Consider the following 15,674-nt stretch of genomic DNA (forward strand, 5'->3'; position numbering starts at 1 on the left):
TATTTTTATTGTTTTTTTGCGATTTGAGCCATAAGCTCCGCTTCAGCAACTAATTTTCCATTAGCATATGCATTTGCTTGCATGTGGCAAATACCTCTTCTAATAGGAGCAATTAAGTCACACTTAAATATTAATGTGTCTCCTGGCAATACTTTTTGCTTAAACTTAACATTATCTATTTTCATAAAATAGGTTAAATAATTTTCAGGATCTGGTACAGTACTTAATACTAAAATTCCTCCTGTTTGAGCCATAGCTTCCACAATTAATACTCCTGGCATTACTGGAGCATCTGGAAAATGTCCAACAAAGAAAGGCTCGTTCATGGTTACATTTTTCAAACCAACCACATGAGAATCTGTCAATTCCAAAATTTTATCAATTAGAAGAAAAGGAGGTCTATGAGGTAACATCTTCATAATCTGATGAATATCCATCAAAGGCTCTTTATGCAAATCATAAACAGGAACCTGATTTCTTTCTTCTATCTTGATAATTTTGGATAGTTTTTTTGCAAATTGCGTATTCACAAAATGACCCGGTTTAGTTGCTATAATTTTACCTTGAATTCTTTTCCCAATTAACGCCAAATCACCTACAATATCAAGTAATTTATGTCTCGCTGCTTCATTTGGATAATGCAATGTTAGGTTATCTAAAATCCCATTTGGATTAACCGAAATAGATTCTTTATTAAATGCTTTTTTCAAGTTTTCCATCGTTTCTGAAGAAATTTCTTTATCTACATAAACAATTGCATTATTTAAATCTCCTCCTTTAATTAAACCATTATTCAATAAAGATTCTAATTCATGTAAAAAACTAAAAGTTCTACAATCTGCAATTTCTGATTTGAAATCATCGATACTTTTTAATGTTGCATTTTGGGTGCCTAAAACTTTAGTTCCAAAATCTACCATAGTTGTAATCGTATAAGTATCACTAGGAATCACCGTAATTTCACTTCCAGAAGCTTCATCTAAATAGGAAATTACTTCTTTTACTACATATACTTTTCTTTCTGCTTCCTGCTCTACAACACCTGCTTTTTCAATAGCTTCAACAAAATATTTTGATGAACCATCCATAATAGGAAGTTCAGAAGCATTTAATTCGATAATCACATTATCTAAATCACAACCCACAAGTGCTGCCAACACATGTTCTGGAGTTTGAATCATTACACCTCTTTTCTCAAGGTTTGTTCCTCTTTGTGTATTTACCACATAGTTTGCATCTGCTTCAATTATGGGTTGACCTTCTAAATCAACACGTATAAAAGTGAAACCATTATTTACAGGAGCTGGCTTGAAAGTCATTTCAACTAATTGTCCAGTATGTAACCCTACTCCTTTTAATGAAACATCGTTCGCAATGGTCTTTTGTTTAACCATGATTTTTTAAAATTAATTGTTTTTCTTTATTTTGTCTATTTCTGCTACAATCTTTGGAAGATTTTTAAAGTGCACATAGGATTTTGTAAAATCAGAATAATTAAATGCTGGAGTACCTTGAACAACTTCTCCGTCTTGTAAACTTTTTCCAATTCCTGATTGCGCTTGAACTTTAACATTATCTCCTATAGTAATATGGCCAACAATACCAACTTGCCCACCAATCATACAATTCTTGCCAATTTTAGTTGATCCAGCAACACCAGTTTGGGAAGCTATTACAGTGTTTTCACCAATTTCTACATTGTGAGCAATTTGTATTTGATTGTCCAACTTAACTCCTTTTCGGATAATTGTAGATCCTAAAGTAGCTCTGTCTATAGTAGTACAAGCTCCTATTTCCACATTATCTTCTATAATTACATTTCCTATCTGAGGAACTTTTTGATAGGTACCATCTTCTTGTGGTGCAAAACCAAAACCATCGGAACCAATAATAGTACCCGAATGAATGGTACAATTATTACCTATAGTAGTTTCAGAATAAATTCGTACTCCTGCAAAAAAGACACAATTATCACCAATTGTAACGTTGTCACCAATAAAACTATTCGGATAAATCTTAACGTTTTTACCAATGGTTACATTTTTTCCTATATAACAAAAGCTTCCTAAATACAATCCTTCACCATACACCACTTCTTCAGAAATAAAAGAAGGCTGTTCGATACCCGATTTCATTAATTTAACCTGATTGTAATATTCTAAAAGTTTCGAAAAAGATTTATAAGCATCTTCAACCTTGATTAATGTAGTGGTTAAATCTTGTTCTGGTATAAAACTTTTATTAACAATAGTTATTGTTGCTTTTGTGGTATATATATGACTTATATATTTTGGATTGGCAAGGAAAGTTAAAGAACCCTCAATACCTTCTTCAATTTTGGCAAGCTTTGAAACTTCTGCATTAGGATTTCCTACTACTTCACCTTCTAAAATACCCGCTATTTGTTCCGCTGTAAATTTCATTCAGTTATTTTAAATTATCCAAAACGTAAAAGAAAATGTTTTCTTTTAGGTCTTTTTTTGATTCCATAACATCTTGACAAAAATATAAAATTAAATTAAATACTTATGCTTCTAATGTTACTTTTGGAAAACATATAAAATATTTAGTTACGGGTTTAGATAAAGCCTTTAAGTTTAATTGGTCTGAAGCTTGTACAACATCTTCAATTGTTTTGTCTTTTTTAAGAATTCTAATAGGCTCACTTTCTTTACTATAAGCTTGATTTTTAATTTTCCCTTTGAATACAAAATAATCAATATCTTTTTCAGAAACCTCATGTAATTTCATAAAGGCTTCCTTATATGGATTTAAAATATCTTTATGTGGTTTTTCTTCTAGCATTCTAATTTTTAGTAAATCTCGATTAATAATCATTTTACACAAACTAGAAAGTACAAAATCATCATTAAATTGCCACGTTTTAATTGCACTTAATACATCATAATCATCTAAATAGGAAAATGTATCCAAAATTTCTTTTGTAAAATGAGTTAATTCCACCTTGTTCTGTAAAAAAAATTGCAAAGGTTTACTACATTCCAATGTAATCCCTTTATGAGTTAATTCTTTGGCTCTTTTTAAAATTTTGGTTAAAATTAATTCTGCAACAACTGAAGTTTTATGCAAATAGGCCTGCCAATACATTAACCTTCTGGCTACTAAAAACTTTTCAACTGAGTAAATTCCTTTTTCTTCTATGACTAAATAATCATCCTGTACGTTCATCATTTGAATCAAACGCTCACTGTTGATATTTCCTTCAGCAACTCCACTGTAAAAACTATCTCTACGCAAATAATCCATTCGATCCATATCCAACTGACTCGAAATAAGTTGCAACATAAATTTTCGATGATACTCCCCTTTAAAAATCTCAATAGCTAAAGACAATTTACCTTTAAAATCTTTATTTAATTGCTCCATAAATAACAATGACAGCTGCTCGTGATGCACATCTTCTACAATACTGTGCTCCATGGCATGACTAAAAGGTCCATGTCCAATATCATGCAATAAAATTGCAATGTACAAAGCATTCTCTTCTTCATCGGAAATAGCAACTCCTTTGAATGTTAAAGTTTGTACAGCCTTTTGCATAATGTGCAAACAACCTAATGCATGATGGAAACGAGTATGATGGGCTCCAGGATAGACTAAATAAGTCATTCCCATTTGTGAAATTCTCCTTAATCTTTGAAAATAAGGATGTTGAATTAAATCGTAAATTAAAGAATTGGGTATTGTAATAAATCCGTAAATAGGATCATTAAATATTTTAAGCTTATTAGTAGCGTTCACGTAGTACAAATTTTATAACAAAGATAAGGTTTTATAAAAGACTAATTAAAACATTTAAACACATTATTGTATACTGTAAGACACCGATTTAAATAACCCAATTTTAACGCTTGTTCATTTTACAACTACAATAAAAACGTTATTTTTGTAACTCTATTAGAATCAATATTTTAAAATGAAAACTACTTTCTCTTTAAAAATAGAATTAGACGCTATAAAAGATAATATTTCATTACATTCTGATGATTTTAAATTCCAAACGATTACAATTGAAAAATCCACAAGTATAAAAGAACGTTTGAACAAATCAGATGGAAACCTTCAAAACACATTTGATTTTAACCAATTGGAATCAGAGCGAATTTATTCCTTATCAGCTATTAAAAAAATTTGTTTGGCTAATAGACTTCGTTTTTTAGACACCCGATTTTATAAAAATGAGTATCCAGAAGCTGTTATTCAAAGTATTAAACAATTTGAAGAACTACATCAAACAGAACTACAACATTTTAAAATCGTAGCACCTAAAAGCAATTTTAAACTTCATAATTATGATGACCCTCTGCTATTTATGAGTTTAGGAAACGACTATTATTATCTGTTAGACTATTGGGGAAATGATTTACATTGGACAAGAAAAATAAAAGCTTTACCACTAAAAAACCTACTTAATTTAACCCTTTTTACAATAGTTATAAGTACACTTCTCACCTATTTCATACAGCTTTTTAAAACCGAATCTTTAACTACTAGCTACCAAATAATTATTTTTCTTTTCACTTGGAAATCGGTTATTGCAATTGTTTGCTATTATATCATAAAAACAGGAAATAATGTAAGTGAATACAATTGGAACAGTGAATTTTATAACAAGTAGTTAAATTTTCTTAAAAGTGTTATTTTTATACAATTTTTAATACAATACTCGTTTATTAAGTATTAAATTGCATAAAATTTCAAATAAATGAACAAAATAAAAATATTATGGGTCGATGATGAAATTGATCTTTTAAAGCCGCATATCCTTTTTTTAGAGAAGAAAAACTATGAAGTAACCACTTGTAACAATGGACAAGACGCTATAGACGCTTTTGAAGAGAATAATTTTGATGTTGTATTCTTAGATGAAAATATGCCAGGATTGAGTGGTTTAGAAACCTTATCCGAAATTAAAGAAAAAAAATCTTCTGTTCCTGTAATTATGATTACAAAAAGTGAAGAAGAATATATCATGGAAGAAGCCATTGGTTCCAAAATAGCTGATTATTTAATCAAGCCTGTCAATCCCAATCAAATTTTATTAAGTTTAAAAAAGAATTTAGACCATTCCCGTTTGGTTTCTGAAAAAACGACCTTAGATTACCAAAAAGAATTTCGAAAAATAGCTATGGATATGGCTATGGTACGTTCTTTTGAAGATTGGGTTGAGTTGTACAAACGACTTATTTATTGGGAAATGGAACTCGAAAATATATCGGATCAAGGTATGGTTGAAATTTTGGAAAGCCAAAAAACAGAAGCCAATGTTCAATTTGGAAAATTTATTGAACGTACCTATGAAGATTGGTTTGATGAAACAGAAGATAAACCCATTCTTTCACACAAATTATTTGGTGAATTAGTTGCTCCCGAAATTAGAAAAAAAGACAAACCTATCCTTTTTATTGTAATTGATAATTTGCGTTATGACCAATGGAAAGCCTTTGAAAATATTGTGAATAATCATTATAAACTAGAAAAAGAAGTCAGTTATTTTTCTATCTTACCTACAGCAACACAATATGCAAGAAATGCTATTTTCTCTGGTTTGACACCTTTGGAAATGGAAAAGAAATTTCCAGAATATTGGAAAAATGATATTGATGATGGTGGTAAAAATTTATATGAAGGAGAGTTTCTTACGGAACAATTGAAACGATTAGGTCTCAATATTAAACAAGAATATTATAAGATTACTAATTTTAAAGATGGTAAAAAGCTAGCGGAAAATTTCAAAGGCTTGAAAGGTAATGATTTAACTACTATCGTATATAATTTTGTAGATATGCTTTCACACGCTAAAACCGAAATGGAAGTAGTAAAAGAATTAGCTTCTGATGATAAAGCATATCGATCATTAACAGTTAGCTGGTTTAAAAACTCTCCTTTATTAGACATGATTCAACAAGCTCAAAAACAAGGATTTCGATTAATAATCACTACAGATCACGGTACTATAAATTGTAAAAATCCTTCAAAAGTTATTGGAGATAAAAATACCAGCTTAAATTTACGCTATAAAACGGGACGAAGTTTAACGTATGAAGATAAAGATGTGTATGCCGTAAAAGATCCTAAAAAAATAGGACTTCCTGCTTTAAATATGAGCAGTTCTTTCATTTTTGCAAAAAACGATTTATTTTTAGCTTATGTAAATAATTTCAATCATTATGTAAGTTATTATAGAAATACTTACCAACATGGAGGCATTTCGTTGGAAGAAATGATTATTCCGTTTTTAGTATTGGAACCTAAATAAAAAAACTCCAAAGAGATTTAGAAATAAGTCTCTTTGGAATAAAAAGTATAAACCGCATTTTATATGATGATAAACTTTACTCTAGATGAAATTCAAGAGGTAGTCAAACAGATTCTTGCTACACCAAGACTTAAAAAAGTAATTACATTTCATGCCACTATGGGTGTTGGAAAAACAACACTTATTAAAGAATTAGTCAAACAATTAGGCGTAAATGATACTTCCAGTAGTCCCACTTTTTCTTTGGTTAATGAGTATCAAACCAAGGAAGGAGAAACGATTTATCATTTCGATTTATACCGCTTAAATAGCGAAGAAGAAGCCTATGACATGGGTATTGATGAATATTTCTATTCAGGGAATTGGTGCTTTATCGAATGGCCTGAAAAAACTCCTAATCTCATTCCAATTGACCATGCTAGCATTCATATGAAAACCACTAAAAATGGGACTCGAGAATTGATTTTAAAAAATTGATACTTTCTAAAAAATGATGCAATTGTTTTTTATACTATCTTTTTTCATATTCTTTTTTTAAATTTTAAAATTATTCCTAAATTGGCTCAACTTTACAAAAAACAACATGTCAACTTTTAGTCCTTTTTCAAAAATGCAATTGCTTCCTCAAGAAGAGAAATTGGAAATTACTAAGCACAAAAGCGAGTTATTCATAGGTATTCCAAAGGAGACATCCTATCAAGAAAGACGTATTTGCTTAACACCAGATGCAGTGAGCTCTTTAACTTCTCATGGACATCGCGTCATGATTGAAGCAGGCGCTGGAGAAAGTTCAAGTTATTCCGATAAAGAATATTCAGATGCAGGTGCTGAAGTTACAAACGACCCTAAAAAAGTATTTAGTTGCCCAATTATACTAAAAGTGGAACCGGCCACTTTACCTGAAATAGAGATGATGAATCCACAAACTATCATTATTTCAGCCATACAATTAAAAACCCAACGCAAAACGTATTTTGAAGCTTTAGCCACTAAAAGAATTACAGCGCTAGCTTTTGAATTCATAAAAGATGAAGACGGATCCTACCCTGCCGTTAAATCATTGTCAGAAATAGCAGGAATTGCTTCCATACATATAGCTGCCGAATTAATGATCAATCAAAATATTGGAAAAGGCTTGCTTTTTGGAAATATAACAGGCGTTCCTCCAACAGAAGTAGTCATTTTAGGCGCTGGAACCGTAGCAGAATATGCGGCAAGAACCGCATTAGGCCTTGGAGCTAGTGTAAAAGTATTCGATAATTCCATTACCAAATTAAGACGTTTACAAAATACTTTAAATCAAAGAATTTTCACATCTACTATTCAAGAAAAATCGGTACTCAAAGCTCTTCGAAGATGTGATGTTGCCATTGGTGCCATGCGTGGAAAAAACAGAACTCCTATTGTGGTTACTGAAACTATGGTAGAACACATGAAAAAAGGAGCTGTAATTGTAGACGTTAGTATCGATACAGGAGGTTGTTTTGAAACCTCAGAAGTAACGACACACGAAAGACCTACATTTATAAAAAACAATGTCATTCATTATTGCGTGCCTAATATTCCGTCTAGATATTCTAAAACAGCTTCGCTTTCAATTAGCAATATCATCACTCCTTTCCTGCTTCAAATTGCAGATGATGGTGGTATTGAAAGCGCCATTCGCTGTAATAGAGGCTTAAAAAACGGAATTTACTTTTATCACGGTTTACTAACGAATAAATCCATTGCAGATTGGTTCAATTTAGAACATCGCGATATTAATCTAATTGTTTTTTAGGGCATTCCCTTCGGTCGCGCTATTCGTTATATCTTTTATTTTCTCTATGGATAAAATAAAAGGATGTCACTCCTATCGCTAATGCTAACCAAAATAGTATATTTGCAAAAAAAAATCATATGAAGCTTAAATACAGATTAGCTTATTACTTATTTGGATTATTATTAGGCCTGTTTTTCGTTATCAAATTCTTAGGTGCAAAAGCTGAAGCCAAAGGAGTTGAATTTTGTTATTTACCCAATTGTAGAGTTTTAAAAGAATTAAGAAGTAAACCACTCGATTTTTCACCAGAAACAAAATCGATTTTAACACAAGATTGGATTTCTTTAGAAGATATAAAAGCCACTTTAAAATATGGAGATGTAGATTTTTCTAAAAGTAATTTACCATACAATAATGGAAAAATTTATATTATAGAAGGCAAAACTACTCAAAATGAAGAAATTAACATTACCATGATTAATTACCCTTCAAAAGTGGTTTTGGAAAAGATTGAAAAAAAATAATTTTTTTATTAAAAACACTTGCAGATACAAATAAACCTTGTATATTTGCACTCGCAATCCAGGAATATTGGTTGCGATTCATTGGGGCGATTAGCTCAGCTGGTTCAGAGCACCTCGTTTACACCGAGGGGGTCGGGGGTTCGAACCCCTCATCGCCCACAAAACTTAAATCCTACAGAAATGTAGGATTTTTTTGTTTCTACTTTTCTCTAAAAAATCCTATTTTTTATTTTCAATTTTGGATTATTCAAAAAAATTTCTTTTTCAATCAAAAAATACGTATATTTAAGACACGCTTTTCTCAAATCTGAAACTATTACTTAACTTAACACCGTAATAAATGATAAAAAACTACCTACTCATTTTACTGCTTTTTAGTCCATTTTATTCTAGCCAAGCACAAAATATCAATTTAAGTGAAGAAGAAGTTCTAAAAACCTTATGCCATACTTGGAGTTTAAGTTCCGCGTCCATTAAAGGCAAACCCATTCAAATTGATTTAGACTTTAAGGTTCAGTTTAATAGTGATTACTCCTATTTCTTACTCAGCAATCCTGAAAATCCAGGAAAATGGATGTATAATAAACAAGGAAAGTATATAGAATTAAGAACCAATAACAGAATTGCTCGAATTACTTACCTAAATAAGAATGAATTAATCTTTATTGAAATGGATATTGATGAATATCAAAGAGTCACACCACAAAATTCTCAATTTCATTTTATCAGGAATGAATAAAATCAATATTTATTAAATTATAGCCAATTTTAACTATACAACAACTCAACTTATTTATCACCATGTTTTTCAAAAGATGATAATTAAGTATATTTGAAGAATATAAATAATAATTTTCTTCAATGGTATCTAAATTAGTTAAAGTAGTATTTTTTATTACTTTATTTTCTTATGCACAACAAATAGCGAAACCAACAGATTTAGTTGAATGGATTAATCCTTTAATGGGAACTGATAGCAGTTATGAATTAAGTAATGGAAATACTTATCCTTCCATTTCATTGCCATGGGGAATGAATGCTTGGACACCACAAACTGGCAACAATGGCAACGGTTGGCAATATACCTATGATGCTAATAAAGTTAGAGGATTCAAACAAACACACCAGCCTTCACCCTGGATGAACGATTACGGTCCGTTTTCTTTAATGCCGATGACAGGTAAAGGTACCGTTGATGAAGAAGAAAGAGCCAGTTGGTTCAGTCATAAATCTGAAATCGCCAAACCATATTATTATAGCGTTTATTTGGCTGATTATGATGTTACTACAGAAATCACACCTACAGAAAGAGCCGCTTCCTTTAGATTTACTTTTCCTAAAACAGACAGTGCTTTTGTAGCCATTGATGCTTATGACAGAGGTTCGTACATCAAAATCATTCCATCAGAAAACAAAATTATTGGCTACAGTTCAAGATATGCACGAGGAAAATTGAATAATTTCAAAAATTATTTTGTCATTGTTTTTGATACTCCTTTTACAACCGCTACTCTTTGGAACGATAAAACTAAAATTAATACAAACGAACTTTCTGGATCACATATAAGCAGTCTTGTTCATTTTATAATTAAAAATAAAAACACTACTATTCACGCTAAAGTTGCTTCATCATTTATCAGTTTTGAACAAGCAGAACAAAATCTAAAAGAAATTGGTTCTGATAATTTTGATACTGTTAAACAAAAAGCCAAGAATACTTGGAATACAACTTTAGAAAAAATACAAATTGAAGGAGGTACAACAGAACAAATTAGAACCTTCTACTCTACCTTATATCGCACTCTCTTTTTCCCAATGAAAATGTATGAAATTGATACCAATGGAGCTATCGTTCATTATAGTCCCTATTCTGGTAAAACCATGCCAGGATATCGCTTTGCTGGAACTGGATTTTGGGATACTTTTCGAGCGTTATATCCTTTTTTAAATTTAATATACCCTTCCATTAATAAGGAAATGCAAGAAGGGTTACTAAACGATTATAAAGAAGGAGGTTGGTTACCTGAATGGAGCAGCCCATCCTATAGTGATATTATGATTGGCAATAACTCAGCTTCTGTTGTTGCAGACGCCTACGTAAAAGGTTTGCGTGGTTACGATATTGAAAAATTGTATCAAGCACTACTCCATGGCGCAAACAATGAAGGGCCACAAGCTACAGGAAGAAAAGGAGTTCAGTATTATAATGAATTGGGTTATGTTCCTTATAATGTTGACATTAATGAAAGTGCAGCTAGAACATTAGAATATGCTTACGATGATTTTGCTATTAGCCGTTTGGCCAAATTATTAAATCGCCCTCAAAAAGAAATTGACTTATATGAAAATAGAAGTATGAATTACAAACATCTTTTTGATCCTGAAACAAAATTAATGCGTGGAAAAAATAATGATGGAACTTTTCAGAAACCTTTTAATCCTTTAAAATGGGGTGATGCTTTTACAGAAGGCAATAGTTGGCATTACACTTGGAGTGTTTTTCACGATATTGAAGGATTAGCACAACTAATGGGCGGACATCAACAATTTACCACTATGCTAGATTCTGTTTTTCAAATGGCTCCTGTTTTTGATGACAGCTATTACGGAGGGACAATTCATGAAATCCGTGAAATGCAGATTGCAAATATGGGACAATATGCCCATGGAAACCAACCCATTCAACATATGATTTACTTGTACAATTATGCGGGCCAACCTTGGAAAACACAATATTGGGTCAGAGAAGTTATGGAACGCATGTACAAACCTACTCCAGACGGGTATTGTGGAGATGAGGATAATGGTCAAACCTCTGCTTGGTATGTTTTTTCCGCTTTGGGCTTCTACCCTGTTTGTCCTGCAACGAATCAGTACATATTAGGTTCTCCTTTATTCAAAAAAGTAACTTTACATCTTGAAAATGGTAAAACATTTACCATTAAAGCACCTAATACTAGTTCAGAAAACAAATATGTTGATAAAATTAAATTAAACGGAAAAGAATATAAAAACAATTGGATTAGCCATGAGGATATCTTAAAAGGCGGTACTTTTAACTTTATTATGAATAACACACCCAATACAAAAAGGGGAACAACCACCGATACTTTCCCTTTTTCACTATCTACTAACAATTAAATCATGAAAACATTATTTTCAGCAATTAGCTGTTTTTTTACACTACTTTTTTTTGGCCAACAAACTTCAAAAAACTTAATTCCTTTTGTAAAACCAATTATTGGAACACAACGCATGGGACACGTTTATCCGGGTGCTACCGCTCCATTTGGAATGGTACAACTAAGTCCAGATACCGATACAATTCCTTATGCTGTTAATGGAAAATACAATCCAGATGTATATAGATATTGCGCAGGTTACCAGTACGATGACAAAACTATAGTTGGTTTTAGCCATACCCATTTCAGTGGAACGGGCCATTCTGATTTAGGAGATTTCTTAATCATGCCAACGATAGGAAATTTACAATTAAATCCAGGAACAGCAACAGCACCTTCAAAAGGGTTTAGATCTACTTTTTCTCATGAAAATGAACTAGCCGAAGCTGGATATTACAAAGTAAAACTAGATGATCATAATATTACAGCAGAATTAACGGCTTCTACCAGAGTAGGTATGCATCAATATACCTTTCCAAAAACCGATCAAGCTCATATTATTTTAGATTTAATGGCTGGAATTTATAATTATGACGAAAAAAATGTTTGGACTTACATAAGAGTTGTAAATGATACTTTGGTAACGGGTTATAAACAAACCAATGGTTGGGCTAGAACCAGAACAATCTATTTTGCTATGAGTTTCTCCAAGCCTTTTAAGAATTATGGTCAGAAAAACTTTGATGAAAAACAAGTATACCGAGGTTTTTGGAGAAAATTTGATCAAGAAGATAATTTCCCAGAAATAGCAGGTAAAAAAATAAGAATGTTTTTTGATTTTGATACAGAAGCAAATGAAAAAATTAAAGTTAAATTTGCTTTATCACCTGTAAGTCAAAAGAATGCACTACAAAATTTAACAGAAGAAATACCGCATTGGGATTTTGAAAAAGTAAAAAAACAAACTCAAAATAGCTGGAATCAAGAATTAAATAAAATCCAGGTTGATGCATCTCCTGATGATAAAACCAACTTCTACACAGCTATGTACCATGCTTTTATTACACCTACTGTTTATCAAGACAGAAATGGAGAATACAAAGGGTTAGATCAAGATGTACATCAAGCGAATGGTTTTACAAATTATACAACTTTTTCACTTTGGGATACCTATAGAACCTTACATCCTTTATTTAATATTCTCCAACCCAAAAGAAATGCAGATATGGTTGCTTCTATGTTAGCTCATTATGACCAAAGTAGTTTACACATGCTTCCTATTTGGAGTCACCATGCGAATGACAATTGGTGCATGAGCGGTTATCACAGTGTATCCGTAATTGCAGATGCTATCTTAAAAGGAACGTATACAGGTGATGCAGAAGCGGCTTTAAATGCTTGTGTTATTACAGCAAGGAAAAGCAATTATGAAGGAATTGGCTACTATATCGACAAAGGGTATATTCCAGCCGAAAAAAGTGGTATTTCGGTTTCCAACACATTAGAATATGCATATGACGATTGGACTATTGCACAATTGGCAAAAAAATTAAATAAGACTGATATTTACAACGAGTTTATACTACGTTCCGAAAATTGGAGAAATAATTTCAATCCAGTTTCAGGTTTTATGGAACCTAAATTAGCCAATGGAACATTCAAAAAAGACTTTGATGCTTATAGCACGCACGGACAAGGATTTATTGAAGGAAACAGTTGGAATTATAGTTTTTTTGTACCACACAATCCTGATGCATTGGTAACAATTATGGGAGGCAAAAAACAATTTGGTAAAAAATTAGACACCCTTTTCACCATGCATTTATCTGATGCTTTCTTTGCAGAAACCGAAGACATCACAAGAGATGGAATTATAGGAGGTTATGTACATGGCAATGAACCTGCGCATCATGTAGTTTATTTGTATAATTGGGCAGACCAACCTTGGAAAACACAAGAAAGAGTACGTCAAATATTAAAAATGCAATACAAACCTACACCCGATGGTTTAGGAGGAAATGACGATTGCGGGCAAATGAGTGCTTGGTATATTTTCAGCTCCATGGGATTTTATCCAGTGGCTCCTGGTTCTTTAGAATACGCAATTGGTAGTCCCTTAATTACAAATGCAATCATTCATTTAGAAAATGGAAAAACATTTGAAGTTGCTACTCAAAACCAATCAGAAACTAATCCATATGTAAAAAAAATTATCCTGAATGGGAAGACGTTAGAACGTTATTACATTACTCATGATGAAATTATGAATGGCGGAAAAATAACCTTCATAATGAGTTCTAAAAAATAATTATACGATGGTTTCCAATTCATTTTTCACTACATAATCACCCCATTTAGCCATTTCTTGCAAAAGTGGAATAAGCGTTTTTCCAAAATCGGTTAATGAATATTCCACTTTTAAAGGAGGCTTTGTAGTATATACTTTTCTTTGAATCACACCATCAGCCTCTAAGTCTTTTAACTGCAAACTCAACGTACGTTCGGTAACATCTTTCATTTTTTTTCGCAACTCATTGTAACGCAACGGTTCTTTAATCAAATAAAATAAAATCACCGATTTCCACTTTCCACCAATAATTCCCATCGTAACACTGGTACAACAAGGATATTCTTTTCCTTTTACTGTATACATACTTTATTTTTTATTAAATTTAAACTATCCTTTTTGACCGTTATTGCACAACAAAAATACTATACTTACTTTTGTAACTATAAAAAATATAGTATAAATCAAATCACAAAAATATGAGTTTTATTACAGCTATACAAGAGCGTTACACTACAAAAAAATACGATGCTTCTAAAAAAATTAAAAAAGACACTTTAGAACAATTAAAAGAAATTGTAAGACTGAGTCCGTCTTCTATAAACAGTCAACCTTGGAAATTTACATTTATAAGTGATGAAAAAACCAAAAACGAATTAGCCAAAGCATCTTTTTTTAATGATACCAAAGTAATCAATTGTGATACGCTAGTTGTTTTTAGCCGAATTGATAGTATTACAGCATTTGAAGAACAAATTCAAGCAACACTACCAGAAGGTGCGGTAGGGTATTACAACCAATTTATAAAACCTTTACCAGAAGCAGAAATAAAAGCGTGGTTTGACAAACAAGTATATTTAGCGTTAGGCGTTTTCTTAAGTGCTTGTGCTACCATGAATATCGACTCTACACCTATGGAAGGTATTGAACCCGAAAAATATGATACTATTTTAAAATCGAATCATCATCATGCTTTAGTAGCTGTAGCTATTGGCTATAGAGATACTGAAGATACGAATCAACCCCAAATAAAACCCAAATCGAGAAGAGCATTAGAAGAAGTTGTTAAATCTGTTTAATTCAATTTGAAAATAAATTAATATAAAGGGTAAACTAATTTTGTTTGCGCTTTTTCATTATAAATAATCTATTAATCTAACTATTTTCTTTATATTTCAAAATTAATTCATGCTTTATCAATACAATATGGCACATACTATTAATGGAATTATTACTAGTTTTAAATATGATGGAAAATTGCCACATGTTAACTTAGTCGGAAACTATTATTTAATAACTTTTGTACCAAAATATAGTTCTAGTTATTCTGAAAAAAAAATTGAACCTTTTCAAGAATTAACTTCAGAAATTAAACAAGTTATCAAAGAATTGTCTTTCAAAGGCAAATGTATTTATATTGAAACCGATTATTTTGGTGGACCAGGTTATCAAATGGCAATTATTTGGGAAAATGGAAAAGCTATTTCAGATCCTTTTATTTCTTATGATAAGATTGAAAATCCAAAAATACCTGAAAAAGCAAAATTAGTAATTAATGCCATTAATATTGGATTGCATAGCATAGGTATTTATACTCATGAAAACAAAGATGAATTTGACACGGTTAGACTTGGAGACTATCGTTCTTATGAAGATGTTTTGGAAGAATTTTTGAAAACTAAATAAAACATGATTATTA

The 15,674-nt window shown here is 31.4% G+C and carries 14 protein-coding genes and 1 tRNA gene; 11 read left to right on the forward strand and 4 right to left on the reverse strand.

Translation table 11 applies throughout. The annotated features are described in order from the left end of the window. Window positions 1-5: 5 nt before the first annotated feature. The 3 genes from FHG05_RS03975 to FHG05_RS03985 form a co-directional block, all read right to left on the reverse strand. A complete protein-coding gene (locus FHG05_RS03975; protein ID WP_140996718.1) occupies window positions 6-1,394 on the reverse strand; it encodes a bifunctional UDP-3-O-[3-hydroxymyristoyl] N-acetylglucosamine deacetylase/3-hydroxyacyl-ACP dehydratase in 1,389 nt (462 codons plus the stop codon). A 12-nt stretch (window positions 1,395-1,406) separates the two neighbouring features. Continuing rightward, window positions 1,407-2,423 (reverse strand): UDP-3-O-(3-hydroxymyristoyl)glucosamine N-acyltransferase, encoded by a 1,017-nt coding sequence (gene lpxD, locus FHG05_RS03980; RefSeq protein WP_140996719.1) that lies wholly within the window; start codon window positions 2,421-2,423, stop codon window positions 1,407-1,409. A 103-nt stretch (window positions 2,424-2,526) separates the two neighbouring features. Beyond that, window positions 2,527-3,762, reverse strand: a complete 1,236-nt coding sequence (locus tag FHG05_RS03985; RefSeq protein WP_140996720.1) for an HD domain-containing protein — start codon at window positions 3,760-3,762, stop codon at window positions 2,527-2,529. 175 nt (window positions 3,763-3,937) lie between these two features. Here FHG05_RS03985 and FHG05_RS03990 point away from each other — a divergent pair, with 175 nt between their 5' ends. From FHG05_RS03990 to FHG05_RS04030, 9 genes are all read left to right on the forward strand, one after another. Beyond that, a complete protein-coding gene (locus FHG05_RS03990) occupies window positions 3,938-4,639 on the forward strand; it encodes a hypothetical protein (RefSeq protein WP_140996721.1) in 702 nt (233 codons plus the stop codon). 87 nt (window positions 4,640-4,726) lie between these two features. Further along, on the forward strand, window positions 4,727-6,280 hold the full coding sequence (gene porX, locus FHG05_RS03995; RefSeq protein WP_140996722.1) for a T9SS response regulator signal transducer PorX: 1,554 nt from the start codon (window positions 4,727-4,729) through the stop codon (window positions 6,278-6,280). Between the two features lie 63 nt (window positions 6,281-6,343). Next, window positions 6,344-6,757 (forward strand): tRNA (adenosine(37)-N6)-threonylcarbamoyltransferase complex ATPase subunit type 1 TsaE, encoded by a 414-nt coding sequence (gene tsaE / locus FHG05_RS04000; RefSeq protein ID WP_140996723.1) that lies wholly within the window; start codon window positions 6,344-6,346, stop codon window positions 6,755-6,757. Between the two features lie 106 nt (window positions 6,758-6,863). Next, window positions 6,864-8,060 carry an alanine dehydrogenase gene (locus tag FHG05_RS04005; protein WP_140996724.1) on the forward strand — a complete coding sequence of 399 codons (1,197 nt, stop codon included), beginning with the start codon at window positions 6,864-6,866 and terminating at the stop codon, window positions 8,058-8,060. A gap of 119 nt (window positions 8,061-8,179) precedes the next feature. Continuing rightward, on the forward strand, window positions 8,180-8,566 hold the full coding sequence (locus FHG05_RS04010) for a DUF4258 domain-containing protein (RefSeq protein WP_140996725.1): 387 nt from the start codon (window positions 8,180-8,182) through the stop codon (window positions 8,564-8,566). Window positions 8,567-8,650: 84 nt separating this feature from the next. Then, window positions 8,651-8,725 (forward strand) — tRNA-Val (locus tag FHG05_RS04015). A 181-nt stretch (window positions 8,726-8,906) separates the two neighbouring features. After that, window positions 8,907-9,305 carry a hypothetical protein gene (locus tag FHG05_RS04020; RefSeq protein ID WP_140996726.1) on the forward strand — a complete coding sequence of 133 codons (399 nt, stop codon included), beginning with the start codon at window positions 8,907-8,909 and terminating at the stop codon, window positions 9,303-9,305. 122 nt (window positions 9,306-9,427) lie between these two features. Then, on the forward strand, window positions 9,428-11,707 hold the full coding sequence (locus FHG05_RS04025) for a GH92 family glycosyl hydrolase (protein ID WP_140996727.1): 2,280 nt from the start codon (window positions 9,428-9,430) through the stop codon (window positions 11,705-11,707). Window positions 11,708-11,710: 3 nt separating this feature from the next. Then, entirely contained in the window at window positions 11,711-13,996 is a 2,286-nt protein-coding gene (locus FHG05_RS04030) for a GH92 family glycosyl hydrolase (RefSeq protein ID WP_140996728.1), read from the forward strand. Here the strand turns inward: FHG05_RS04030 and FHG05_RS04035 are convergent, their stop codons facing one another. Next, window positions 13,997-14,341 carry a winged helix-turn-helix transcriptional regulator gene (locus FHG05_RS04035; protein ID WP_140996729.1) on the reverse strand — a complete coding sequence of 115 codons (345 nt, stop codon included), beginning with the start codon at window positions 14,339-14,341 and terminating at the stop codon, window positions 13,997-13,999. It abuts the gene before it with no gap. Window positions 14,342-14,454: 113 nt separating this feature from the next. Here FHG05_RS04035 and FHG05_RS04040 point away from each other — a divergent pair, with 113 nt between their 5' ends. Both FHG05_RS04040 and FHG05_RS04045 read left to right on the forward strand, forming a co-directional pair. Beyond that, the gene (locus tag FHG05_RS04040) at window positions 14,455-15,054 is read left to right on the forward strand and encodes an NAD(P)H-dependent oxidoreductase (protein ID WP_181369140.1); all 600 of its coding nucleotides are present in this window, start codon (window positions 14,455-14,457) and stop codon (window positions 15,052-15,054) included. A 109-nt stretch (window positions 15,055-15,163) separates the two neighbouring features. Next, window positions 15,164-15,661 (forward strand): hypothetical protein, encoded by a 498-nt coding sequence (locus tag FHG05_RS04045; RefSeq protein ID WP_140996730.1) that lies wholly within the window; start codon window positions 15,164-15,166, stop codon window positions 15,659-15,661. Window positions 15,662-15,674 lie beyond the last annotated feature (13 nt).

It is taken from the genome of Flavobacterium profundi, from assembly GCF_006491645.1.
Lineage (GTDB): Bacteria > Bacteroidota > Bacteroidia > Flavobacteriales > Flavobacteriaceae > Flavobacterium > Flavobacterium profundi.

Bases quoted from the DNA above. Each gene is read 5' to 3' on its own strand.
- FHG05_RS04010 (WP_140996725.1), top strand. From the start codon at position 8,180: ATGAAGCTTAAATACAGATTAGCTTATTACTTATTTGGATTATTATTA.
- FHG05_RS04020 (WP_140996726.1), top strand. From the start codon at position 8,907: ATGATAAAAAACTACCTACTCATTTTACTGCTTTTTAGTCCATTTTAT.
- FHG05_RS04045 (WP_140996730.1), top strand. From the start codon at position 15,164: ATGCTTTATCAATACAATATGGCACATACTATTAATGGAATTATTACT.
- porX (WP_140996722.1), top strand. From the start codon at position 4,727: ATGAACAAAATAAAAATATTATGGGTCGATGATGAAATTGATCTTTTA.
- lpxD (WP_140996719.1), bottom strand. From the start codon at position 2,423: ATGAAATTTACAGCGGAACAAATAGCGGGTATTTTAGAAGGTGAAGTA.
- FHG05_RS04025 (WP_140996727.1), top strand. From the start codon at position 9,428: ATGGTATCTAAATTAGTTAAAGTAGTATTTTTTATTACTTTATTTTCT.
- FHG05_RS04035 (WP_140996729.1), bottom strand. From the start codon at position 14,341: ATGTATACAGTAAAAGGAAAAGAATATCCTTGTTGTACCAGTGTTACG.
- FHG05_RS03990 (WP_140996721.1), top strand. From the start codon at position 3,938: ATGAAAACTACTTTCTCTTTAAAAATAGAATTAGACGCTATAAAAGAT.
- FHG05_RS04030 (WP_140996728.1), top strand. From the start codon at position 11,711: ATGAAAACATTATTTTCAGCAATTAGCTGTTTTTTTACACTACTTTTT.
- FHG05_RS03975 (WP_140996718.1), bottom strand. From the start codon at position 1,394: ATGGTTAAACAAAAGACCATTGCGAACGATGTTTCATTAAAAGGAGTA.
- tsaE (WP_140996723.1), top strand. From the start codon at position 6,344: ATGATGATAAACTTTACTCTAGATGAAATTCAAGAGGTAGTCAAACAG.
- FHG05_RS04040 (WP_181369140.1), top strand. From the start codon at position 14,455: ATGAGTTTTATTACAGCTATACAAGAGCGTTACACTACAAAAAAATAC.
- FHG05_RS04005 (WP_140996724.1), top strand. From the start codon at position 6,864: ATGTCAACTTTTAGTCCTTTTTCAAAAATGCAATTGCTTCCTCAAGAA.